Annotated in this window: 20 protein-coding genes; 10 read left to right on the forward strand and 10 right to left on the reverse strand. The window is 72.3% G+C overall.

The features are described 5' to 3' along the window. The first annotated feature begins 100 nt into the window (after window positions 1-100). Window positions 101-679, forward strand: coding sequence for a TetR family transcriptional regulator (locus ACGF3I_RS31640; RefSeq protein WP_393138122.1), 579 nt, complete (start codon window positions 101-103; stop codon window positions 677-679). Between the two features lie 56 nt (window positions 680-735). Next, window positions 736-1,239 carry a MarR family winged helix-turn-helix transcriptional regulator gene (locus tag ACGF3I_RS31645; protein WP_393138086.1) on the forward strand — a complete coding sequence of 168 codons (504 nt, stop codon included), beginning with the start codon at window positions 736-738 and terminating at the stop codon, window positions 1,237-1,239. Between the two features lie 70 nt (window positions 1,240-1,309). Here ACGF3I_RS31645 and ACGF3I_RS31650 read toward each other — a convergent pair whose 3' ends face one another. Beyond that, window positions 1,310-2,065, reverse strand: coding sequence for a Mut7-C RNAse domain-containing protein (locus ACGF3I_RS31650; protein WP_393138088.1), 756 nt, complete (start codon window positions 2,063-2,065; stop codon window positions 1,310-1,312). 105 nt (window positions 2,066-2,170) lie between these two features. Then, window positions 2,171-3,010 carry an NAD(P)H-binding protein gene (locus ACGF3I_RS31655; protein ID WP_393138090.1) on the reverse strand — a complete coding sequence of 280 codons (840 nt, stop codon included), beginning with the start codon at window positions 3,008-3,010 and terminating at the stop codon, window positions 2,171-2,173. A gap of 270 nt (window positions 3,011-3,280) precedes the next feature. On the opposite strand from ACGF3I_RS31655, the gene ACGF3I_RS31660 reads away from it, so the two are divergent. Continuing rightward, window positions 3,281-3,712: a GNAT family N-acetyltransferase gene (locus ACGF3I_RS31660; protein WP_393138092.1), complete on the forward strand. Its 432-nt coding sequence runs from the start codon at window positions 3,281-3,283 to the stop codon at window positions 3,710-3,712. Between the two features lie 33 nt (window positions 3,713-3,745). Here the strand turns inward: ACGF3I_RS31660 and ACGF3I_RS31665 are convergent, their stop codons facing one another. The 8 genes from ACGF3I_RS31665 to ACGF3I_RS31700 all read right to left on the reverse strand — a co-directional run bounded on the left by ACGF3I_RS31665 (window position 3,746) and on the right by ACGF3I_RS31700 (window position 12,491). Continuing rightward, entirely contained in the window at window positions 3,746-4,324 is a 579-nt protein-coding gene (locus tag ACGF3I_RS31665; protein ID WP_393138094.1) for a GNAT family N-acetyltransferase, read from the reverse strand. Between the two features lie 41 nt (window positions 4,325-4,365). Beyond that, window positions 4,366-5,190: a DUF6597 domain-containing transcriptional factor gene (locus ACGF3I_RS31670; RefSeq protein WP_393138096.1), complete on the reverse strand. Its 825-nt coding sequence runs from the start codon at window positions 5,188-5,190 to the stop codon at window positions 4,366-4,368. A 9-nt stretch (window positions 5,191-5,199) separates the two neighbouring features. Beyond that, entirely contained in the window at window positions 5,200-7,767 is a 2,568-nt protein-coding gene (mgtA, locus tag ACGF3I_RS31675) for a magnesium-translocating P-type ATPase (RefSeq protein ID WP_393138098.1), read from the reverse strand. Between the two features lie 19 nt (window positions 7,768-7,786). Further along, the gene (locus ACGF3I_RS31680) at window positions 7,787-8,140 is read right to left on the reverse strand and encodes an ArsR/SmtB family transcription factor (protein WP_393138100.1); all 354 of its coding nucleotides are present in this window, start codon (window positions 8,138-8,140) and stop codon (window positions 7,787-7,789) included. A gap of 72 nt (window positions 8,141-8,212) precedes the next feature. After that, on the reverse strand, window positions 8,213-10,222 hold the full coding sequence (locus tag ACGF3I_RS31685; RefSeq protein WP_393138102.1) for an ABC transporter permease: 2,010 nt from the start codon (window positions 10,220-10,222) through the stop codon (window positions 8,213-8,215). A 116-nt stretch (window positions 10,223-10,338) separates the two neighbouring features. Then, window positions 10,339-11,154 carry a molybdate ABC transporter substrate-binding protein gene (gene modA, locus ACGF3I_RS31690; RefSeq protein ID WP_393138124.1) on the reverse strand — a complete coding sequence of 272 codons (816 nt, stop codon included), beginning with the start codon at window positions 11,152-11,154 and terminating at the stop codon, window positions 10,339-10,341. Between the two features lie 172 nt (window positions 11,155-11,326). After that, window positions 11,327-11,722 carry a molybdopterin-binding protein gene (locus tag ACGF3I_RS31695; RefSeq protein ID WP_393138104.1) on the reverse strand — a complete coding sequence of 132 codons (396 nt, stop codon included), beginning with the start codon at window positions 11,720-11,722 and terminating at the stop codon, window positions 11,327-11,329. 187 nt (window positions 11,723-11,909) lie between these two features. Further along, window positions 11,910-12,491, reverse strand: coding sequence for a hypothetical protein (locus ACGF3I_RS31700; RefSeq protein ID WP_393138126.1), 582 nt, complete (start codon window positions 12,489-12,491; stop codon window positions 11,910-11,912). Window positions 12,492-12,665: 174 nt separating this feature from the next. Between ACGF3I_RS31700 and hemL the strand changes: the two genes are divergently transcribed. From hemL to ccsB, 7 genes are all read left to right on the forward strand, one after another. Continuing rightward, entirely contained in the window at window positions 12,666-13,988 is a 1,323-nt protein-coding gene (gene hemL / locus ACGF3I_RS31705; RefSeq protein ID WP_393138106.1) for a glutamate-1-semialdehyde 2,1-aminomutase, read from the forward strand. Between the two features lie 131 nt (window positions 13,989-14,119). After that, window positions 14,120-14,767: a histidine phosphatase family protein gene (locus tag ACGF3I_RS31710; protein WP_393138128.1), complete on the forward strand. Its 648-nt coding sequence runs from the start codon at window positions 14,120-14,122 to the stop codon at window positions 14,765-14,767. A gap of 285 nt (window positions 14,768-15,052) precedes the next feature. Then, the gene (locus ACGF3I_RS31715; RefSeq protein WP_393138108.1) at window positions 15,053-16,273 is read left to right on the forward strand and encodes a hypothetical protein; all 1,221 of its coding nucleotides are present in this window, start codon (window positions 15,053-15,055) and stop codon (window positions 16,271-16,273) included. Between the two features lie 77 nt (window positions 16,274-16,350). Next, window positions 16,351-16,959 (forward strand): TlpA family protein disulfide reductase, encoded by a 609-nt coding sequence (locus ACGF3I_RS31720; RefSeq protein WP_393138110.1) that lies wholly within the window; start codon window positions 16,351-16,353, stop codon window positions 16,957-16,959. Between the two features lie 7 nt (window positions 16,960-16,966). Then, the gene (locus tag ACGF3I_RS31725) at window positions 16,967-17,728 is read left to right on the forward strand and encodes a cytochrome c biogenesis CcdA family protein (protein ID WP_393138112.1); all 762 of its coding nucleotides are present in this window, start codon (window positions 16,967-16,969) and stop codon (window positions 17,726-17,728) included. 3 nt (window positions 17,729-17,731) lie between these two features. Then, on the forward strand, window positions 17,732-19,435 hold the full coding sequence (locus ACGF3I_RS31730; RefSeq protein ID WP_393138114.1) for a cytochrome c biogenesis protein ResB: 1,704 nt from the start codon (window positions 17,732-17,734) through the stop codon (window positions 19,433-19,435). Continuing rightward, a complete protein-coding gene (ccsB, locus tag ACGF3I_RS31735; protein WP_393138116.1) occupies window positions 19,432-20,523 on the forward strand; it encodes a c-type cytochrome biogenesis protein CcsB in 1,092 nt (363 codons plus the stop codon). Before ACGF3I_RS31730 ends, ccsB begins: the two co-directional genes overlap by 4 nt. Window positions 20,524-20,911 lie beyond the last annotated feature (388 nt).

The following is a 20,911-nucleotide window of genomic DNA, read 5'->3' on the forward strand; positions in this document are numbered from 1 at the left end:
CTCGGTGCGCGGTCAACGCTTGTTGGTCAACACTTGTTGGCAACGGTAGGCCCGCTGGAACTGGCATGTCAACAGGTGTTGGCCTACAGTCGTTGGCATGATGACCGAAGCCTCCGCCGGGGGCCCCCGCCGCACCTCCGGAGTCACCAAGGCCGCCATCCTCGACGCGGCCCGCGAGCGCTTCGCGGCCGACGGCTACGAGCGCGCGACCATCCGGGCCATCGCCCGGGAGGTGGGGATCGACCCGTCGATGGTGATGCGGTACTTCGGTACGAAGGAGAACCTGTTCACGGCCGCGAGCGAGATCCGGCTCAACCTTCCGAACCCGCACGACCTGCCCGTCGACGGCCTCGGCACGGGCCTGGTCGCCCACTTCGTCGACCGCTGGGAGGGCGACGACGTCCTGACCGGGCTGCTGCGCGTCGGCGTCACCAACCCCGCCGGCGCCGAGCGGATGCGGTCGCTCTTCTCCGAGCAGATGGTCCCGTTCGCCCGCGCCGTCTGCCCCGATCCGGACGACGCCCCGCGCCGGGCCGTCCTGGTGACCTCGCAGATCCTGGGCATGGCCCTGGCGCGCTATGTGCTGTGCTTCCCGCCGGCGGTGGCCATGTCCCGCGAGGAAGTGGTCGAGTGGCTCGCGCCCACGGTGCAGCGCTACCTGACGGCCGAGCGCGCCTAGAGCCCCGGCGCGCGACGGCCCAGGGGGCCCCGACCTCTGCGCCCTACACTCTCTGCATGACACAGAAGAAGCGGCCCACCGAGCCGTCCGGCCGTGGCCGACGGGCCGCTCTGCTGCGTGAGCTCGGCGATGTCGCGCGCCGTCACATGGCCTCGTACGCCCTGTTCAACCAGGCGCTCGCCGACCACCTCGGGCTCCACCCCACCGACCTCCAGTGCCTCAACCTCCTCGGCCTGGAGTCCGCTCCCGTCACCACCGGGCGCATCGCCGCGCTGACCGGCCTCACCACCGGCTCCGCGACCCGTCTCGTGGACCGTCTGGAGAAGGCCGGCTACGTGGAGCGGCGCCGCGACACCGAGGACCGCCGGAAGGTCCTGGTCGAGGTGGTGCCGGAGCGGATGGCCGAACTGGGCGCGGTCTGGGGCCGGCTGAACGGGGCCTGGTGGGAGATGTTCGCGGCGTACGGGGACGACGAGATCGAACTCATCGCCACGCACATGCGGCGCACGATCGAGCTGAGCACCACGCAGATCGAACGCCTCAGGGGCGGCCGCGTCTGACGCGTTCGGCGCGTCCCGCGCGGCCGGCGGGGGTTCGCGGGCCGCAGGGTCTCGCGGGGCACCCGCGACGTCAGCCGGTGAGCCCCGCCGTGTGTTCGCCGGCCGCGCCGAACGCGCGCACGGCCTCGTCGACGATCGCCTCGAGGCTCGCGTGGTGGGCGCCGCGCCAGTAGACGCGCTCGCAGGAGCCGCACTCGGCGAAGACGTCGTACGTGCTGCGGGTGCCGTGTTCGAGGCGGTCGCCCACCGACTCCTTGTCCGCCTCGCGCAGCGGCGCGTTGCAGGCCGTGCAGCGCGTCCAGGGTGCGAGGGCGGGTGTGAACCGGCCCAGTACGTCCCGCAGTTGCTCGTCCGTACGGTGGCTGTAGACGTACGCGCCGGCCCACAGCTCCCTGCGGTGCAGCAGCCCGCGGTCCCGGGACAGCAGGACGCGCTGTTCCCGTGCGGAGAGCGCGGCCAGCGCCGGGTCCCCGATGTCCTCGCTCTCGTACGCCGCGTCCACGCCGAGCAGCCTCAACCGGCGGGCCAGCGTGCCGAGATGGACGTCCAGCAGGAAGCGCAGCGGTGCGCCCGGCACCCGCTGCGGGCGCTCCACGGCGCGCACCTCGATGTCCTCACCCGCCACCGGAACGTGGGAGACCGGGACCTCGCGGCCGTCGGCGAGCAGACGTCCGACCTCGGTGAGCGGGACGCCGAGCGACTCGACGACGTGGCCGAGCGTGGACATGCCGTCGGTCACGACGGCGCTGCGGCCCTCGCGGCGCTTGGTCGGTACGAAGAGCCGCAGCTCGGGGGCGAAGTCGAGGTGGATCTCCGGTCCGTTCACGCGGCCAGGATCGCACTGGGGCGGGGGTGCGGGCCAGGGATTTCGGCACGCGCCCGGGTGTTCGTGCCGGCCCCAGCGGCCCAGGCAGGATCCGAACGACACGCCCTAGGGGCGGAAGGCATCCGCGTTCTCGCGGGCCCAGGACGCGAAGGTGCGGGCGGGATGTCCGGTCAGCGCCTCGACGGTGGTGGTCACGGTGTCGGGGTGGCCCTCGTGGGAGGTGAAGTAGTCGAGCAGCGCGTCGGCGACGGCGGCGGGCATGAACTCGGCCATCGACTCCTTCCAGGCCTGCGCGCTGACGGAGTTGACCGTGAGCGGGCGCCCGGTCGCCTCGGCGAGCACCGCCACCTGCTCGGTGACGCTGAGGGAGGCGGGGCCGGTCAAGTGGTGTGCGCCACCGCGCAGTTCGGGGCGGGTGAGGACGGCGAGCGCGGCCTCCGCGATGTCGGTCTCGTGGATGGGGCTCGACTGGGTGGCGGGAACTGGGTGGTCCACGGTGCCGGTAGTCCTGGCGCTCCACGCCCAGCCGAGCGCGTTGCCCGCGAACCCGCCGGGCCGCAGGAACGTCGTGGTGATGCCCGACCGGTCGAGGGCCCGCTCGACCGCGCTGTGCATGGCGGCGATGGCGTTGGTGTCGGCGCCGGGTTCCAGGACGGAGCTGGAGGAGAGCAGCGTTATGTGCTCGACCCCGGCGGCCTCCGCCTCGGCCAGGAACTCCTCGATGTGCCGCGGGTTCGCGTACAGGAAGACCGAGGTGACGCCGGACAGCGCGGCGGCGAAGGTGGCCGGGTCGTCGAGGTCGCAGACGACGCGCTCCACGCCGTCCGGCACGGTCAGTTTGTCGGGGCTCGCCGAGGCGGCGCGCACGGTGAGGCCGTGTGAGCGCAGCAGCGGAGTGAGGGTGGTGGCGACCTTGCCGCGGCTGCCGGTGATCAGAACCGTCATGGGGAAATGCCTCTCGGAGTAAGGGAGTTGAAGGGGAGCCGGAGGGAGGGGCGGGCGGGCTTCGGGTGTGTCGGCGTGCCGGGATCGAGCCTACGGCGCCACCCCTGCGGCGGGATGGCCCTGGCTGTGGCGGCCGTCGCGGCAGAGTCGCTCCGCCCCTTGAGCTGCGCAGTGCAGTATCTGCGCCACGCAGATAAATATCCCCGGGTCGGCGGCAGCCGTCAAGCGGATTCATCGCAGGCCGTGCGGGCTTGGGCCTACGCTGCCCGTATGAAGATCATCGACCTTGAGCCGGGTGACCCGCGCCTGACGGACGACCTGCTGCCGGTGCTCACCGAACTCCGCCCGCACCTCACCGAGGACCTCTTCGCCGAGATCTACGGGGAGGGCCACGCCCAGGGGCTGCGCTTCACCGCCGTCTACGGCGACGACGGCGCCTGCGTCGGCGCCGCCGGGTGGCGGATCGTGGTCAACACCGTCGCCGTCCGCAAGCTGTACGTGGACGACCTGGTCACCGCCGCCACCGCCCGGTCCACCGGCGTGGGCCACGCCCTGCTCGCGCATCTGGAGCAGCACGCGAGGGCGGCCGGCTGCACCGCACTCAACCTCGACTCCGGCACCCACCGCACCGACGCCCACCGCTTCTACTTCCGCGAGCGCATGGCCGTGACGGCCTTCAACTTCAACAAGGACCTCGACTGACCCGTCCCTGTCCCCCTTGACCTTCCCCTTCCGTCACCCGGCCCCGGGGCGGCCCCCGTCCTCGTCCCCGGGGCCGCCCACCGGACACAGGTCGGTCCACCAGTCGTTGGAGCGCAGCCACGTCCCCGGTGGGTACTCGAAGTCCAGCTCGCCGGCGAGCGTGAACCCGGCCCGCCGGCAGACCGCGTTGGACGCGGTGTGGTCCACGGACGGATAGGCGTGCAGCGTCCGCGCCCCGCCCGCCGCCCGGGCCTCGGCCACGACCGCCCGCAGCGCGGCGACGGCCAGGCCCCTGCCCCGGAACTCGGGCAGGATCCCGTACCCCGTCTCGTACACCGGCCCGTCCGCGCCGGTGTGCGGCCAGAAGCCGACCGTGCCGGCCTCCTCGCCCCTGCCGTCGAGGACGATCTTGAACATCCGGCCCTCGGCCGCCGGCCGCGCGCTCATCGCCGCGTACCGGGCGTTGCGGGCCAGCAGTCGCTCCTCGGACTCCGGGCCGCCGAGGTGGTCGGTCATCAGGGGCGTGTTGGCGCTGCGCAGCAGGTCCAGGCCATTGTCGGACCAGACCACCAGGCGGATGGGTGGGGGGAGTTGGCTCGCCGCGTCGCTCATGTTCCGAACTGTAGGCGCGGGGTCCGACAACGGCCCTCGGGTCAGGGGCGCCGGGCCCCGGGGCGCAGCGCCGAGGGCGGCGCGCCCAGCGTCGCGGTGAAGTCCCGTACGAAATGGGCCTGATCGGCATAGCCCAGCTCGACGGCGAGCCGGGACCAGTCCACGTCCCGCTCCGACTCGGCGTGTTCCAGGGCTTCATGGATGCGGTAGCGCAGCAGCACCCACTTCGGGCCGACGCCCACGTGGGCCGCGAACAGCCGTTGCAGGGAGCGCGCGGACAGCCCGGCCTCGCGGGCGAGCACGTCGACCCGGCGGACCGTGCGGTCGTGGCGCACGCGGTCGACCAGCTCCATCGCGAGCCGCGCCCGCGGGTCGGGGCGGGGGTCGAGGCCGAGCAGGAAGGCGTCGAGCGCGGCGACCCTCTCCTCGTCCCGCTCCGGGGTCAGTACCGCGGCGGGGTCGGCCCGCGGGAACACCGGCGCCGCGTCGATCACCCGGTCCGTCCACCGGGACACGGGGGAGCCCGGTGCGAAGGGCCGGAACCCGCCGGGCCGGAACTGGATCCCGCACACCCGGCCGCGCCCGGCCAGCTTGCGGGTGGCCAGGGCCAGACCGACGCCCGAGAGTTCGAGGAGGTCGGGACCGCCGTCGTCGTAGCGCTGGAAGACCAGGTTGACCGACGGGTGCGGCACCACGTGCGAGGCGCACGGCTGGGACAGGTCCCAGTCGATCAGCCAGTAGTGCTCCAGGTAGGGCCGCAGCGCGGGCGCCGGTGCGTGGCGGCGGAAGCGTACGCGCGCGAGGAAGTCGGCGGGGTCGACGATGCCCCGGGTGTCGCGCCGGGGGCCCGGGTGCTGCGCTGACATGGGCCGATCCTAGGGACCCTGCGCCCCCGTGGGCCGTGCGCGCCGGTTGAGCCCGTACAGGGCGCCCGCGTACAGGGCGAGCACGAGGGCGAGCAGCGGGTAGTACGCCGGCGGCAGCGCGGCCATGCCGATCAGCGGGCCGAGGGGGGTGAGCGGGAGCAGCAGCCCGGTGAGCGCGAGGGCGCCCGCGGCGAGCGGGACGCCGATGCCACGGCCGGTGCGCAGCAGGACCATCACCAGGGCCTGGGTCAGCAGGTTCTCGGTGAACCAGCCCGCGTGGAAGGCGGTTTCGGACCGCGCGTCACTGACCGCCCACACGAGGACGGCGAAGGTCGCGAGGTCGGCGGCGGCGTTGAGCACGCCGAAAGCGGCGACGGAGGCGAGGACTTCACGGGGCCGCAGGGTGAGCGGGCGGCGCAGCGCCTCGGCGCGCGGACGGTCGTGGGCGAAGGCCGGCTGGGCCGCGTCGGAGCAGAGGTTCTGCACCAGGACCTGCACCGGCAGCATGGGCAGGAACGGCAGCAGCAGACCGGCGGTCAGCATCGCGATGACGTTGCCGAGATTCGACGACAGGGTGATGCGCAGATAGCCCGCGATGGTGGCGCCGCCGCCGCGCCCCGCGACGATCGCGTGGTCGAGGGAGGTCAGGTCCTTGGCGGCGAGCACCACGTCGGCCGTCTCGCGCGCCACGTCGACGGCCTCGGGCGGGCAGATGCCGACGTCGCTTGCGCGGAGCGCGGGCAGGTCGTTGACGCCGTCGCCGAGGAAGCCGATGACATGGCCGCGCTCGCGCAGCGCCCGTACGATCCGGGCCTTCTGTTCGGGGGAGCAGCGGGCGAAGACGGTGGTGCGGTCGGCGAGCCGGCCGAGTTCGGTGTCGTCGAGCGGGTCGATGGCGGCGGCCGTGACCACCTCACCCGGTGTGAGGCCGAGATCGCGGCAGGCCCGGGCGGCCGTGCCGGGGTGGTCGCCGGTCAGCACCTTCACGGCGACGCCGCGCCGGGCCAGCGCGGCGAGCGCGCCGGCCGCGGTCCGCGCCGTCTCGTCCCGCAGCCCGACCAGGCCCTTGAGGGTGAGTCCGCGTTCGTCCGCCGGGGTGTACGGGCGTACGGCGGCGGGCCGTTCGGCGAGCGCCACGGCCAGGACGCGCAGGCCGTCGGCGGCGAGGCGGCCGGCGAGCGCGAGCGTCTCCGCGCGTTCGGCGCCGGTCAGCGCGCAGCGGTCGAGCACCTCCTCGACGGCGCCCTTGACCACCAGGGTGTGGTGTCCGAGGCGGTGCGGGGTGGCGATGACGGCGGTGGACAGGCGGCGCACCGGGTCGAAGGGGAGGGCCGCGAGCGCGTCGTACTCCAGGGCGGCGAGGCCCTCGGCGAAGCGTTCCTCGGCGGCGTCGAGCAGGGCCTCGTCCAGGGCGTCGGCGGTGGGCAGTTCGGCGAGCTGCACGGTCCACAGGCTGTTGACGGCGGCCCAGTGCAGGACGGACGCGTCGGGGGTGCCGGACGCGTCCAGTGCGCAGGCCACGGCGGGCCTGCCCCGGGTCAGGGTGCCCGTCTTGTCCAGGCAGACGACGTCGACGGCCCCCAGGTCGTGCAGCGCGGGCAGGCGCCGGACGATCACCTGGTGCGTCCGGGCCAGGGTGGCGGCGCCGCGCGCCAGGGTGGTCGTCACGATGACCGGCAGCATCTCGGGGGTGAGCCCGACCGCGACCGCCACCGCGAACGGCAGCGTCTCCAGGCCGCGCCCGCGCAGGGCCGCGTTGGCCATCAGGACGAGCGGCGGAGTGAGCAGCATGAAGCGGATCAGGATCCAGGAGATGCCGTACACCGAGCGGTCGAAGGCGCTGGTGCGCCGGTCCTCGTGCCGGGGTGTGTCGGCCCGGGCGAACCGGGTGCCGGCGCCGGTCGCGACCACCACGCCGGTACCGCTGCCGGAGGCGACGCTGCTGCCCTGGAAGCAGACCTCCGGCCGGTCGAAGTCCCGCTCCGCCAGGGCCGGTCGGCGCGTCCCGTCGGGCGGTGCCTGCGCGCGCGGCTCGTCGACCGGGTACTTGGCGACCGGCGCCGACTCCCCGGTCAGCGCCGCCTGGTGGGCGGTGAGGCCGGTGGCCCGCAGCAGCCGCAGGTCCGCCGGTACGAGATCGCCGGGCGCGAGCCGCACCACGTCGCCCGGCACGATCTGGTCGACCGGGATCTCGCGGGACACCGGCGCCGCGTCGTCGGCCGTCCTGCGCAGCACCGTCGCGGTGCCGGCCACCAGCTCGCGCAGACCGGCCGCGGCGCGGTCGGCGCGGTGCTCGCCGGCCGTGCGCAGCCCGCAGCTGACCACCACGAGCACCGCGATGACCGACGCCGTGGCCCAGGCGGCGACCAGCGCGGAGACCAGGGCGAGCGAGGCGAGCACGGCGGTGAACGGGTCGCGCAGACTGCGCAGAAAGATGATCGGCGGGGAGGGAACCCGGCGCGCCGGAAGGACGTTCTCCCCATAACGCACGAGCCGTGCCTCGGCGTCGGCCTCCACGAGCCCCCGTGGGCCCGAGCCGAGCGAACGAAGCAGCTGCAGCGGCGTGCTGCTTGACAACTGCAGAGGGCAGATCCGCTCAGGCGCCCAGGTCACGGACGAGTCCCGACGGTCCCGGCAGCTTCACGCCCCCGCCCAGCCGGGCGACCAGCCAGCGCACCATCTGGGCCACATCGGGATCGTCCACGAGGTAGACCACCCGCCGCCCCTCCCGGCGGGACCGGACGAGGCCCGCGAGCTTCAGCTTCGCCAGATGCTGACTGACGGCCGGCAGCGCACCGCCGACCCGCTCGGCCAGCCCCGACACATCGGACTCGCCATGGCTCAGCGTCCACATGATGTGCAGCCGCGCGGGCGAGGCGAGGAGCCCGAAGACACCCGCCGCCTCACCGAGCACCTCGGCCGAGGGGTCGGTGCTGCTCGTCGTCACCATCGCCTCCGTCCGCTCGCCGTGGTCCGCCGTGCCTGTCGTTCCGGGCAGCCAGTCTAGGGGCGCCGGCCCGGCTCACAGGGACACGAGGGTCACCTCGGTGGCCTTGACGCTCGACCACACGGCGACCCCCTCCGCGAGGCCGAGCTCGGCGGCGGCGTCCGGGGTGATCTCCGCGATCAGATCGGGCGACCCGGCCGACCCGATGAGCACCCTCAGCCTGCTCCCGCTCGCCGTGATCTCGCGCACGCTGCCCGGCCAGACGTTGCGCGGGCTGCCGCCGGGACGGTCGCGGTGCAGGGCCACCGACTCCGGCGCGATGATCGCCAACGCCCGGCTGCCTTCGGGCAGTCGCTCGGCCGCCACGATCCGCCCGCCGCCGGCGAGCACGAGCCCGTCCCCGCGCGCCTCACCGGACCAGGCGTTGCGGCCCAGCATCCGGGCCACCCACGGCGACCGCGGATGGCGGGTGACCTCGGCCGGCGGGGCGTCCTGGAGGGTGCGCCCGGCGTCCAGGACCAGGACGCGGTCGGCCAGCGAGACCGCCTCGACCGGGTCGTGGGTCACGATGAGACAGACGCCGGCGAAGCCCGCCAGATGGGTGCGCAGGGTGTGGCGCACCTGGGCGCGGGTCGTCTGGTCGAGGGCGGCCAGCGGCTCGTCCAGGAGCAGCAGTCTGGGCCGCGCCGCCAACGCCCTTGCCAGGGCGACGCGTTGGGCCTGTCCACCGGAGAGCTGGGCCGGTCTGCGGTGCGCGAGGTGGCCGACGCCGAGCCGGTCGAGCCAGCCCCGGGCGATGGTGCGGGCCTCGGTGCGGGCCACGCCCTGGGCGCGCAGTCCGTACGCCGTGTTGGCGAGCGCGCTCAGATGCGGGAAGAGCGCGCCGTCCTGGGGCACCCAGGCCACCCCGCGCCGGTGCGGCGGCAGGCCCGTCACGTCGAGGTCGCCCAGGCGCAGCTCGGCGTGGGCGCGCGGGGTGAGCCCGAGCAGGGCCCGCAGCAGCGTGGTCTTGCCCGCGCCGTTCTCCCCGACGACGGCGATGGTGGTGCCGGGTTCGGCGTCCAGGGTCAGTTCGTTGAACCCGGAGACGTCGGCGTGCAGAGACCAACGGGGCTGTTCGGTCGAGGAGTTGGCGGCCTGTGGGGTGTGGTCCTGCGGGGGCGCGTCCGCGGCCGGGATGCGCGGGGCGCCCAGGGGATCGGTTGGGGCGGTCGGCCCGGTGGCCGGGGTGGCGGGGTCGGCCGGCGCGGCCGTGGTGGGGGGCGCGCCGCGTACGGAGGCGGAGGCGGAGGTGGTCCAGCGCCCGCGCAGCGCCACGAGGACGGCCATGGCGATGGCGAGCAGCAGCAGGGAGACCGAGGTCGCCGCCTCGGGGGAGTCCTGGAGGAGGAGGTAGACCTGGAGCGGGAGGGTCTGGGTGGTGCCGGGAAGGTTGCCGGCGAAGGTGATGGTGGCGCCGAACTCGCCGAGCGCCCGGGCCCAGGTGAGGGCCGCGCCCGCGGCAAGGCCGGGCGCGACCATGGGCAGCGTCACCGTGACGAAGACGCGGAACGGGGAGGCGCCGAGCGAGGCGGCGGTCTCCTCGTAGCGGGGGCGCAGCCCGCCGAGCGCGCCCTCCAGGCTGATGACCAGGAACGGCATCGCGACGAAGGTGGCGGCGACCACCGCGCCGGAGGTGTGGAAGGGCAGCACGATGCCGAACGTGCCCTCCAGCCACGGCCCGATCAGCCCGCGCCGCCCGAAGCCGAGCAGCAGGGCGACGCCCCCCACCGTGGGCGGCAGCACCATCGGCAGCAGGACGAGCGAGCGCACCAGGGTCTTGCCCGGGAAGTCGACGCGGGCGAGCAGCCAGGCCAGGGGCACGCCGAGCAGGAGGGAGAGGCCGAGCGCCCAGAACGAGACGACCAGCGACAGCCGCAGGGCCTCGGTGACCTCGGGCCCGGTCAGATGGGTGCCGAGCTCGCCCCAGGAGGTGCGGGCCAGGATGCCGAGCAGCGGCAGCAGCAGGAACGCGATGGCGAGCAGCGCGGGCAGCGCCAGCGCGAGGGGCGGGCGGCCGGGCGGGCGGGAGCGGCGGCGGGTCATGGGGCTTCCCTCGGGGTCCTGATGGCGCGGGATCCGCCCGCCCGCGCTCCGGACGGAGAGGGTGGACGGGCGGATCCCGCAAGGGAGTTGGCGCGAAGGCCGCCGGTTGCGGCGGGTTACGGCTGCTGGAAACCGGCTTCGGAGAGGATCTTCTGCGCCTCGGGCGAGGACAGCCACTTCACGAAGGCGGCCGCGGCGTCGGCGTTCTTCGAGTCCTTGAGGGTGGCGGCCGGGTACTTGGCGACGGCGTTCTGGGCGTCCGGGATGTCGACGGTGTCGACCTTGCCCTTGGCGGAGGCGGCGTCGGTCTTGTAGACGATGCCCGCGTCGGCCTCGCCGAGCTCGACCTTGGAGAGCACCGCGCGCACGTTGGGCTCCTGAGAGACCGGCTTGACCGTGATCTTCTGGGCGTCCAGGACCTGCTTGCTGTAGCGGCCGACCGGCACCTCGGGCGCCGCGAGGACGACCTTCAGGCCGGTGTCGGACAGGTTCTTGAGGCCCTCGACCTTCTTCGGGTTGCCCTTGCCCGTCGCGATCACCAGACGGTTCTTGGCGATGACCGACGGGTCGTTCACGTCGGCCTTGAGGCCGTCCATGGTCTTGGTGTCGGCGGTCACCAGGGCGTCGGCGGGCGCGCCCTGCTTGACCTGCGCGGCCAGCTCCTGCGAACCGGCGAAGGAGAACGTGACGCGGGTGCCCGGGTGCTCCTTCTCGTAGGCGGCGCCGGCCGCCTTGAAGACGTCGGTGAGCGACGAGGCGGCGAGCACGGTGAGCCGCGCGGCCTTCGGGGCGGAGCCGGAGCCGTTGGCCGGGGAGGCGGTCTTGTCGGCCGCGCTGTCCTTGTCGCTGCCGCAGGCGGCGGCGAGCGGGACGAACAGGGCGGCGCAGACGACGGCCGCGGCGGCGCGGCGGCGCCGGGTGCTGAGTGCCATGACGGACATGGTGGAGCTCCTTCGGATGCTGATCGAGCCGCGCCGGGAGGTGAGGGCAACCCCGCTCGGGTCCCGGTGGACATCCGTCGCGGATGCCGGCCGGGCAGGGGGAGGGCGACGCCGCGGGGGACGTACGGGAGTGGCCGGCCGCCGGAAGTGGCCGACCGTCGGCCTAGGTGCGGTCGATGTGCACGCTGGTGGACTTCACCCGGGCCGTGGCCTGCATGCCCACCTCAAGGCCCAGTTCCTCGACGGCCTCCCGGGTCAGGAGGGAGACCAGGCGGTGCGGGCCGGCCTGGATCTCGACCTGGGCCGCGACATCGCCGAGCTTGACGGCGGTGACGATGCCGGGGAAGGCGTTGCGGGCGGAGGTGTAGGGCACCTCCTCCTCGCCGTTGGGGCTCTGGCCGACCTCGATGGAGAAGGCGGCCAGGTCCCGTCCGTCGATGAGCCGGCGGCCGCCCTCGTCGCGATGGGTCGCGACGCGGCCGCCGTCGGCCCAGCGGCGCACGGTGTCGGAGCTGACGCCGAGCAGACGCGCTGCCTGGCCGATGGTGTAGGACTGCATGTGCGACAAGATAGGCCGCTTCACGCCGCAGATACAAAGGTTCCGTCGGAACCTACGCCGCACCTGCGGGGCCGCATGGACGAAGGTCCGAACCGGGCGCGAGGGCTCCTGAAGATCCTTGCGGCGTCCCCGCCGGGACCGCGTCCGCGGGCGACGCCGCGGGCGGGCGGTGCGGGCGAGCGGTGCGTCAGGGCCAGACGAGGCAGTACGGCTGGTGGCCCGCCTCGTGCAGACGGTGCGAGAAGTCCTGCCACTCGTGCAGGAGTTGGTAGACGTTGTACGCGTCGCGCGGGCCGCCCCGGTCGGGGACCGTGGACCAGATGAAGGCGGCGGCGCCGACCGATTCCTCGCCGACGCCGCGCAGCGGGTCGACGACCGTCATGGGGAGCTTGACCACCGCGTAGTCGGGGTGCAGGACGACGAGTTCGAGGGGCGGGACCTTGTGCAGCGGTATGCCCTGGATGCCGGTGAGGACCATCGCGGCCATCGTCTCCGGCTTGATCTTCGTGAACATGCCGCCCATGCCCAGCTCGTCACCGCCGAGCTCCTCCGGGCGCATGGTGACGGGCACCCGGGCCGCGGTCGCGCCGTCCGGTGCGCCGAAGTACTTGTAGGTCACCCCCACCCGGCCACTTCCGTTCCCCGCCCCGACGCCGTCCCCGACCCGGTCGATCCGGTCCTGGGCGTCGCGTCGCCGGTGCCGTCCCCGGTGGGCGCGCTCGGGACCCCGGTCATCGGTCCCCTCGCCCAGTCCGCCACCGCGATGCATATCCTTCACCCGACTGCTTGTAGCCCGACTGCTTTGTAGAGGGCGCGGCCCCCACCGCGCAACCCGATCATCCGCCGATGCGACTCGATCATCTGCGGATCATCGTGTCATTGACCTCCCCCACGCGGGTGCGGTGAAACACCAGTCCGCAAGAACGTCCGGGCCTCTGCCACCATGGCGGGTGTGAGCTATCCGTACGAATACGACGCCCCAGTTTCGCAGAACCTCTTCGACCGCGCGTCCGCCGTGACGCCCGGCGGTGTGAACTCCCCCGTGCGTGCCTTCCGTGCCGTGGGCGGTACGCCCCGGTTCATGGTGTCCGGCACGGGTCCCTACCTGACCGACGCCGACGGCCGCGAGTACGTGGACCTGGTGTGCTCGTGGGGCCCGATGATCCTCGGCCACGCCCACCCCGAGGTCGTCGCCGCCGTGCAGGAGGCCGTCGCCCGCGGCACGTCCTTCGGTACGCCCGGTGAGGGCGAGGTCGCGCTCGCCGAGGAGATCGTGGCCCGCGTCGAGCCGGTCGAGCAGGTCCGCCTGGTGTCCTCGGGCACCGAGGCGACCATGTCCGCGATCCGCCTGGCGCGCGGCTTCACCGGCCGCGCCAAGGTGATCAAGTTCGCCGGCTGCTACCACGGTCATGTGGACGCGCTGCTCGCCTCCGCCGGTTCCGGCCTCGCCACCTTCGGCCTGCCCGACACCCCCGGTGTCACCGGCGCCCAGGCCGGCGACACGATCGTGCTGCCGTACAACGACCTCGACGCGGTGCACGCGGCCTTCCACGCCCACCCGGGCGAGATCGCCTGTGTGATCACCGAGGCCTCGCCCGGCAACATGGGCGTCGTGCCGCCGGCGGACGGCTTCAACGCGGGCCTGAAGGCGGCCTGCGCGAAGAACGGCGCGCTCTACATCTCGGACGAGGTGATGACCGGCTTCCGCACCTCCAAGGCCGGCTGGTTCGGCGTGGACGGCGTCGTACCGGACCTCATGACGTTCGGCAAGGTCATGGGCGGCGGCTTCCCGGCCGCGGCGTTCGGCGGTCGCGCCGACGTGATGGGCCACCTCGCCCCGGCCGGCCCGGTCTACCAGGCGGGCACCCTCTCCGGGAACCCGGTCGCCACCGCCGCCGGCCTCGCCCAGCTGCGGCTGCTCGACGACGCGGCGTACGCGACGGTCGACGCGGTCTCGCGCGAGATCCAGGGCCTGGTCACCGCCGCGCTCAGCAAGGAGGGCGTGGCCCACCGGCTGCAGACGGCGAGCAACATGTTCTCCGTCTTCTTCACGGCCGACGAGGTGCGCGACTACGACGACGCGAAGAAGCAGGAGTCCTTCCGCTTCAACGGGTTCTTCCACTCGATGCTGTCGCAGGGCGTCTATCTGCCGCCCTCGGCGTTCGAGTCCTGGTTCGTGTCGACCGCCCACGACGAGCGGGCGATCGAGCGCATCGCGGCCGCGCTGCCCGCCGCCGCCCGCGCCGCCGCGGAGGCCACCGCATGAGCGAGAACCGGGGGAACGAGAGCAGCATGAGCGAGAACGGCACGGATGAGAACGGCACGGACGAGAACGGCACGAACGAGAACCGCGCGGGCGGGGACGGCGCCGGAAACGAACTGACCGTGGTGCACCTGATGCGCCACGGCGAGGTGCACAACCCCGACGGCGTGCTCTACGGACGCCGCTCCGGTTTCCACCTCTCCGACCTCGGCCGCCAGATGGCCGACCGGGTCGCCGAGCACCTCGCGGGCCGTGACATCACTCACGTCGTCGCCTCGCCGCTGGAGCGCGCCCAGGAGACGGCGACGCCGATCGCCAAGGCCCACGGCCTGGACCTGACGACCGACGCGCGCCTCATCGAGGCGGGCAACGTCTTCGAGGGCAAGACGTTCGGGGTCGGCGACGGCGCGCTGCGCAAGCCCGCCAACTGGAAGCACCTGACCAACCCGTTCCGCCCGTCCTGGGGCGAGCCGTACGTGGAGCAGGTCGTCCGCATGATGGGCGCCCTGGACGCGGCGCGCGACGCGGCCCGCGGGCACGAGGCGGTGTGCGTCAGCCACCAGCTGCCGATCTGGATCGTGCGCAGCTTCGTCGAGAAGCGGCGCCTGTGGCACGACCCGCGCAAGCGGCAGTGCACGCTGGCCTCGCTGACGAGCTTCACCTACCGGGGCGACCGGATCGTGTCCGTGGGCTACAGCGAGCCCGCCCGCGATCTCGTCCCGGCGCACCTGCTGGCCGGTGCCAAGCCGGTCAAGGGGAAGACGAAGGCCTTCGGCGCCTGAGGCGAGGCGGCCGGCCGGACCCCCGGCCGGCCCGCCGGAACGGGCCGCCCGCCCCGGTGTTCACGCGATCCCCACCCCCCGCCCCCTCGGCCCGCACCACTCATCTCGTACGGTTTACGAAGATTTGTGCGAGGCGTGGGGAACCGGCCAGGTTTCACCCGACATCTCACAGATTGCCCAACTGCGGTGACGCGCTTGGGCTTCGAGGACGACGAGACGACGGTGCAAGCGATGGGAACGGACGGGCTTATGCGGGAGATCGGCCGGAACGTCAGCCGAAGGGGCATGCTGGGGCTTGGTCTGGGAGCCGCGGCCGCGGCCGGCCTCGCGGGCTGCGGAAGTTCGGGCAGCAGCGGATCGAGCGGCAAGGGCGACGGCGGCAGGAGCGGCGATCCGGCCGCCAAGAAGGCCGACGCGAAACTCATCGGCGACGGTTCCACCGCCGACACCGGCAAGCAGCCGCACCAGCCCGACAAGCCGGTCCCGCTCCAGCCCGGTGAGACCCCGCCCCAGTTCGTCATCTTCTCCTGGGACGGCGCCGGCGAGGTCGGCAACGGCCTCTTCCCGCGCTTCCTCAAGCTCGCCCAGGACCACGGCGCGGGCATGACGTTCTTCCTCTCCGGGCTCTATCTGCTGCCCGAGGCCAAGAAGCGGCTCTACCGCCCGCCGAACAACGCCGTCGGCGCCTCCGACATCGGCTACCTCTCCGACCCGCACATCAAGGAGACGCTGAAGTACGTCCGCCAGGCCTGGACCGACGGGCACGAGATAGGCACCCACTTCAACGGCCACTTCTGCACCGGCCGCGGCACCGTGGAGCACTGGACCGCCGCGCAGTGGCAGAGCGAGATAGACCAGGCGATCGCCTTCGTCACCCAGTGGAAGACCAACACCGGCTGGACGGACGAGGACCCGCTGCCCTTCGACTACCGGCGCGAACTCGCCGGCGGCCGCACCCCCTGTCTGCTCGGCCAGGACAACCTGCTGCCCACCGCGCAGAAACTGGGCTGGCGCTACGACGCCTCCTCGCCCGGCGGCACCCAGGTGTGGCCGGTCAAGCGGCACGGCCTGTGGGACCTGCCGCTGCAGCAAATACCCTTCCCCGGGCATTCCTTCCAGGTCCTGTCGATGGACTACAACATCCTCGCCAACCAGTCGAAGAATTCGACCAAGGCGCCGCCGGCCAACTATCCGGGCTGGCGCAAGCAGGCCACCGAGGCCTATCTCGCCGGATTCAAGCGCGCCTACGAGACCAATCGCGCGCCGTTCTACATCGGCAACCACTTCGAGGAATGGAACGGCGGCATCTACATGGACGCCGTCGAAGAGGCCTTCAAGGGCATCGCGGCGAAGCGGGACGAGAAGAAGGATGTGAGGCTCGTCTCCTTCAAGCAGTACTGCGACTGGCTCGACGTCCAGGACCCGAAGGTGCTCGCCAAGCTCCGCACGCTCGGTGTGGGACAGGCCCCCGCCGGTGGCTGGAACACGTTCCTGAAGACCGTTTAGGCGTTCCTGACAAGGGGCTTTACGGGCAGTCAGGGGGGCGCGGAAGATCCCGGAAAGCGCCATGCGAAACTTTTCACATGTCCGTGAGTCCTGCCTTCCGACGCCGTCGCACCCTGACGCTGGCCGCGGCTGCCGCGGCCGCCGGTGCGCTGACCCTGACGGCCTGCGGTTCCGGTGGCACGTCCGGTGGATCCGGTGACACCAAGTTCGTCACCGGCACCGGCGGCATCGCCACCGTCGCCAAGGGGGACCGCCAGAACGCCCCGGCTCTGTCCGGCGCGACCGTCGACGGCAAGCAGCTCGACGTGGCCTCCCTCAAGGGAAAGATCGTCGTGCTGAACGTCTGGGGCTCGTGGTGCGCGCCCTGCCGGGCCGAGGCGCCGTATCTGGCCAAGGTCTCCAAGGAGACGAGGGCCAAGGGCGTCGAGTTCGTCGGGATCAACACCCGCGACACCGACAAGGGCCCGGCCCAGCAGTTCGAGAAGGAATTCGGCGTCGACTATCCGAGCCTGTACGACCCGATCGGCAAGCTCATTCTGCGTTTTCCGAAGGGCAGTCTGAATCCGCAGGCCATTCCGTCGACCATCGTCCTGGACCGGAACGGAAAGATCGCCGCCCGCGCCCTGATGGCGCTCGACGACGACAAGCTGCACCAGATGATCGACCCGCTGATCGCGGAGAAGTGATCGCGTGATGGCACTGGCCGCCGTCGGCTCGATGAACGAAACGGTCTTCAGCGGGGCCCTCCTGGTGGCCCTGCCGGTCGCCGTACTCGGCGGCCTCGTCTCGTTCTTCTCGCCCTGTGTCCTTCCGCTGGTCCCCGGATACCTCTCGTACGTGACCGGAGTCACCGGCACCGATCTGGCCGAGGCCCGCCGCGGACGCATGGTCGCCGGCGCCGGTCTCTTCGTCCTCGGCTTCACCGCGGTGTTCGTCTCCGGCGGCGCGCTGTTCGGCTACTTCGGCCAGAACCTCCAGACCCACAGCACCGCGCTCTCCAAGATCCTCGGCGTCCTGATGATCCTCATGGGCGTCTTCTTCCTCGGCCTCATGCCGTGGATGACCCAGCGCGAATTCCGCTTCCACCGGCGGCCGGTGACCGGGCTCGCGGGCGCGCCGCTGCTCGGCGCACTGTTCGGCATCGGCTGGACGCCGTGCCTGGGCCCGACGCTCACCTCGGTGAACGCGCTGGCGATGGACCAGGCGAGCGCGGGCCGCGGGGCGATACTGACGGTCGCGTACTGTCTCGGCCTCGGGCTGCCGTTCGTGCTGGCGGCGGTCGCCTTCCGCAAGGCGCTCGGCGCCTTCGGCTGGGTCAAGAAGCACTACGCATGGGTGATGCGGATCGGCGGCGGCATGATGATCGTGACCGGCGTGCTGCTGCTCACCGGAGCTTGGGCGGAGCTCGTCCAGCAGGTACAGGGCTGGTCCCAAGGCTTTCAGGTGGGTGTCTGACGCATGAGCAAGACCGAATCGACTCCGGAGCCCGACCTCGGCGAGGCCGGGGCACAGCTCTCCACCGCCCCCACCGAGGAACGGTCCAACGGGCCCGTCGGCATCGGTGCGCTGGGCTGGTTCCGCTGGTTCTGGCGGCAGCTCACCTCGATGCGGGTCGCGCTGATCCTGCTCTTCCTGCTGTCGCTCGGCGCCATCCCCGGCTCGCTGATCCCGCAGACCAGCGTCGACGAGATGAAGGTCGAGGCCTTCCAGAAGCGCCACGACGCCATCTCGCCGATCTACGAGAAGCTCGGCCTTTTCCACGTCTACAGCTCGGTGTGGTTCTCCGCGATCTACATCCTGCTGTTCGTCTCGCTCATCGGCTGCATCGTGCCGCGCACCTGGCAGTTCGTCGGCCAGCTGCGCGGGCTGCCGCCGGCCGCGCCCGGACGGCTGACCCGGCTGCCCGCGTACACCACCTGGCGCAGCACGGCCGAGCCCGAGCAGGTCCGCGAGGCCGCGCTCGCGATGCTCAGGAAGCGCCGCTTCCGCTCCCGGATCAGCGGGGACGCCGTCGCCGCGGAGAAGGGCTATCTGCGCGAGGCGGGCAACCTGGTCTTCCACGTCTCGCTGATCGTGATCCTGGTCGCGTTCGCCACCGGCCAGCTCTTCAAGTCCGAGGGCGGCAAGCTGATCGTCCAGGGCGACGGGTTCTCCAACACCCTCACCCAGTACGACGACTTCAAGTCGGGCTCGATGTTCGACACCGAGGACCTGGCGCCCTTCAGCTTCACCCTGGACCGCTTCGACGCCACGTACGAGCGCAGCGGGCCCGAGCTGGGCACGGCCCGCGAGTTCAAGGCGCACCTGACGTACTCCGAGGGCGCCGAGGGCAAGTCCCAGCAGAAGACCGTCGAGGTCAACAAGCCGCTGGTGGTCGACGGCTCCAAGGTCTACCTGCTCTCGCACGGCTACGCGCCGTCGGTCACCGTCAAGGACGGCAAGGGGAACGTCGTCTTCCACGGCGCGGTGCCGCTGCTGCCGATGGACAACAACCTCACCTCCAGCGGCGCGATCAAGGTGCTCGACGGCTACCGCGACGCCCGGGGGAACAAGGACCAGCTCGGCTTCGCCGCGTTCTTCGTGCCGACGTTCGGCGGCCGGGGCACCGGCGCCACCCAGATGTTCTCGAAGTTCCCGGCGCCCGACTTCCCGGTCCTCAACATCGGCGCGTACCACGGCGACCTGGGGCTCAACTCGGGCCTGCCGAAGAACGTGTACCAGCTGGACACCGCGAGCCGTTCGATCAAGCCCTTCAAGGACGACCAGGGCAAGATCCTCAAGAAGCTGCTGCTGCCGGGCGAGAGCCTCCAACTGCCGGACGGCGCCGGGTCGATCACCTTCGACAAGGGCCCGATCAAGCAGTGGGCCAGCTTCCAGATCTCCCACCAGCCGGGCAACGGTCTCGCCCTCACCGGCGCGATCGGTGCCATCGCGGGGCTCGCCGGCTCGCTGTTCATCCAGCGGCGCCGGGTCTGGGTCCGGGCCGTCAGGGGCGACGACGGCGTGACCGTCGTCGAGATGGCCGGGCTCGGCCGCAGTGAGTCCGCGAAGCTTCCCGAGGAGCTGGCCGATCTCGCGGTCACGCTCATCCCGCAGGCGCCGACCGCGCCGGATCCCCAACCCGAATCCTCAGAAGTTCCTGCCGAAGGGGCTGAGAAGTGAATCTCGCCGCCACCACCAATGAGAGCCTGGCGCACACCAGCAACTACCTGATCTATTCGTCGATGGCCGTGTACCTGCTGGCCTTCTTCGCCAACATGGCCGAGTGGCTCTTCGGCAGCCGCAGCAAGGTCGCCCGCACGGCGGCCGCGCTGACCGGCGCCGGGCAGAGCGGGCAGGACGCGGGCACCGTCAAGGTCGAGGTCGCCACCAAGAACGGCGGCACCGCCGTCCTGGAACGTCCCAAGGTCGTCACGCGGTCCGTTGCCGGCGCCCGCGACGTGCCGGACGGTCCCGGCGCCTCGGGCGGTGACGAGAAGGGCGACCTCTACGGCCGCATCGCCGTCTCGCTGACGGTGCTCGCCTTCCTCATCGAGTTCTCCGGTGTGCTCACCCGCGCGCTGTCCGTGCAGCGGGCGCCGTGGGGCAACATGTACGAGTTCAACCTGACCTTCTCCACGGTCGCGGTCGGCGTGTACCTGGCGCTGCTCGCCCTGAAGAAGAACGTCGGCTGGCTCGGTCTGCCGCTGGTCACCACGGTCCTGCTCGACCTCGGGCTCGCCGTCACCGTGCTCTACACCGCCAGCGACCAGCTGGTTCCGGCCCTGCACTCGTACTGGCTGTGGATCCACGTCTCCACCGCGATCTTCTGCGGCGCGGTGTTCTACGTCGGCGCGGTCGCCACGATCCTGTACCTGTTCCGCGACCGGTACGAGGCGAAGCTCGCCGAGGGCGGGCAGCCGGGCAGCTTCGCGACCTCCGTCATGGAGCGCCTGCCGGCCGCGTCCTCGCTGGACAAGTTCGCCTACCGGGTCAACGCGGCGGTCTTCCCGCTCTGGACGTTCACGATCATCGCCGGGGCGATCTGGGCGGGGGACGCGTGGGGGCGGTACTGGGGGTGGGACCCGAAGGAGGTCTGGTCCTTCATCACGTGGGTGGCGTACGCGTGCTATCTGCATGCGCGGGCCACTGCGGGGTGGAAGGGGCGGAAGGCGGCGATGCTTGCGTTGATCGCGTTCGGGTGCTGGTTGTTCAACTACTACGGGGTGAACATCTTCGTGACCGGCAAGCACTCCTACGCGGGGGTGTAGGGCCCCCCGGGGGGTGCGGGGCCCCTGGGGGTGCGGGCTGCCTGGGGCTCCGCCCCAGACCCCGGGGGCGCTTGCCCACCCGCCCGCCCGTGCAGCGGGTTGTACCGGCTGGGCCCTGGGGCTGCGCCCCAGACCCCCTGAGGGGCTCCGCCCCTCGAACCCCGGCGGGGCTCCGCCCCTGCACCCCCGGGGCGCTTGCCCACCCGCCCGCCCGTGCAGCGGGTTGTACGGGCTGAGCCCTGGGCTGCGCCCCAGACCCCCTTGAGGGGCTCCGCCCCTCTGACCCCGGCGGGGCTCCGCCCCCTGCACCCCTGCTCGGGGCTCCGCCCCGAACCCCGATCGCGCCTGAACGGCGCTCGTCCTCAATCGCCGGACGGGCTGAGGATGC

Origin of the sequence: Streptomyces sp. NPDC048111 (genome assembly GCF_043202815.1) — a bacterium.
In the GTDB taxonomy this organism is placed as follows: domain Bacteria; phylum Actinomycetota; class Actinomycetes; order Streptomycetales; family Streptomycetaceae; genus Streptomyces.

Excerpts from the sequence above, each read along its gene's own strand:
- ACGF3I_RS31715 (WP_393138108.1), top strand. The coding sequence starts at position 15,053 with ATGCTGGGGCTTGGTCTGGGAGCCGCGGCCGCGGCCGGCCTCGCGGGC.
- modA (WP_393138124.1), bottom strand. The coding sequence starts at position 11,154 with ATGGCACTCAGCACCCGGCGCCGCCGCGCCGCCGCGGCCGTCGTCTGC.
- ACGF3I_RS31680 (WP_393138100.1), bottom strand. The coding sequence starts at position 8,140 with ATGGTGACGACGAGCAGCACCGACCCCTCGGCCGAGGTGCTCGGTGAG.
- ACGF3I_RS31685 (WP_393138102.1), bottom strand. The coding sequence starts at position 10,222 with ATGACCCGCCGCCGCTCCCGCCCGCCCGGCCGCCCGCCCCTCGCGCTG.
- ACGF3I_RS31640 (WP_393138122.1), top strand. The coding sequence starts at position 101 with ATGACCGAAGCCTCCGCCGGGGGCCCCCGCCGCACCTCCGGAGTCACC.
- ACGF3I_RS31720 (WP_393138110.1), top strand. The coding sequence starts at position 16,351 with ATGTCCGTGAGTCCTGCCTTCCGACGCCGTCGCACCCTGACGCTGGCC.
- ACGF3I_RS31655 (WP_393138090.1), bottom strand. The coding sequence starts at position 3,010 with ATGACGGTTCTGATCACCGGCAGCCGCGGCAAGGTCGCCACCACCCTC.
- ACGF3I_RS31730 (WP_393138114.1), top strand. The coding sequence starts at position 17,732 with ATGAGCAAGACCGAATCGACTCCGGAGCCCGACCTCGGCGAGGCCGGG.
- ACGF3I_RS31665 (WP_393138094.1), bottom strand. The coding sequence starts at position 4,324 with ATGAGCGACGCGGCGAGCCAACTCCCCCCACCCATCCGCCTGGTGGTC.
- ACGF3I_RS31660 (WP_393138092.1), top strand. The coding sequence starts at position 3,281 with ATGAAGATCATCGACCTTGAGCCGGGTGACCCGCGCCTGACGGACGAC.
- hemL (WP_393138106.1), top strand. The coding sequence starts at position 12,666 with ATGGCGGGTGTGAGCTATCCGTACGAATACGACGCCCCAGTTTCGCAG.
- ACGF3I_RS31695 (WP_393138104.1), bottom strand. The coding sequence starts at position 11,722 with ATGCAGTCCTACACCATCGGCCAGGCAGCGCGTCTGCTCGGCGTCAGC.
- ACGF3I_RS31725 (WP_393138112.1), top strand. The coding sequence starts at position 16,967 with ATGGCACTGGCCGCCGTCGGCTCGATGAACGAAACGGTCTTCAGCGGG.
- ACGF3I_RS31670 (WP_393138096.1), bottom strand. The coding sequence starts at position 5,190 with ATGTCAGCGCAGCACCCGGGCCCCCGGCGCGACACCCGGGGCATCGTC.
- ACGF3I_RS31645 (WP_393138086.1), top strand. The coding sequence starts at position 736 with ATGACACAGAAGAAGCGGCCCACCGAGCCGTCCGGCCGTGGCCGACGG.
- ACGF3I_RS31700 (WP_393138126.1), bottom strand. The coding sequence starts at position 12,491 with ATGCATCGCGGTGGCGGACTGGGCGAGGGGACCGATGACCGGGGTCCC.
- ACGF3I_RS31710 (WP_393138128.1), top strand. The coding sequence starts at position 14,120 with ATGCGCCACGGCGAGGTGCACAACCCCGACGGCGTGCTCTACGGACGC.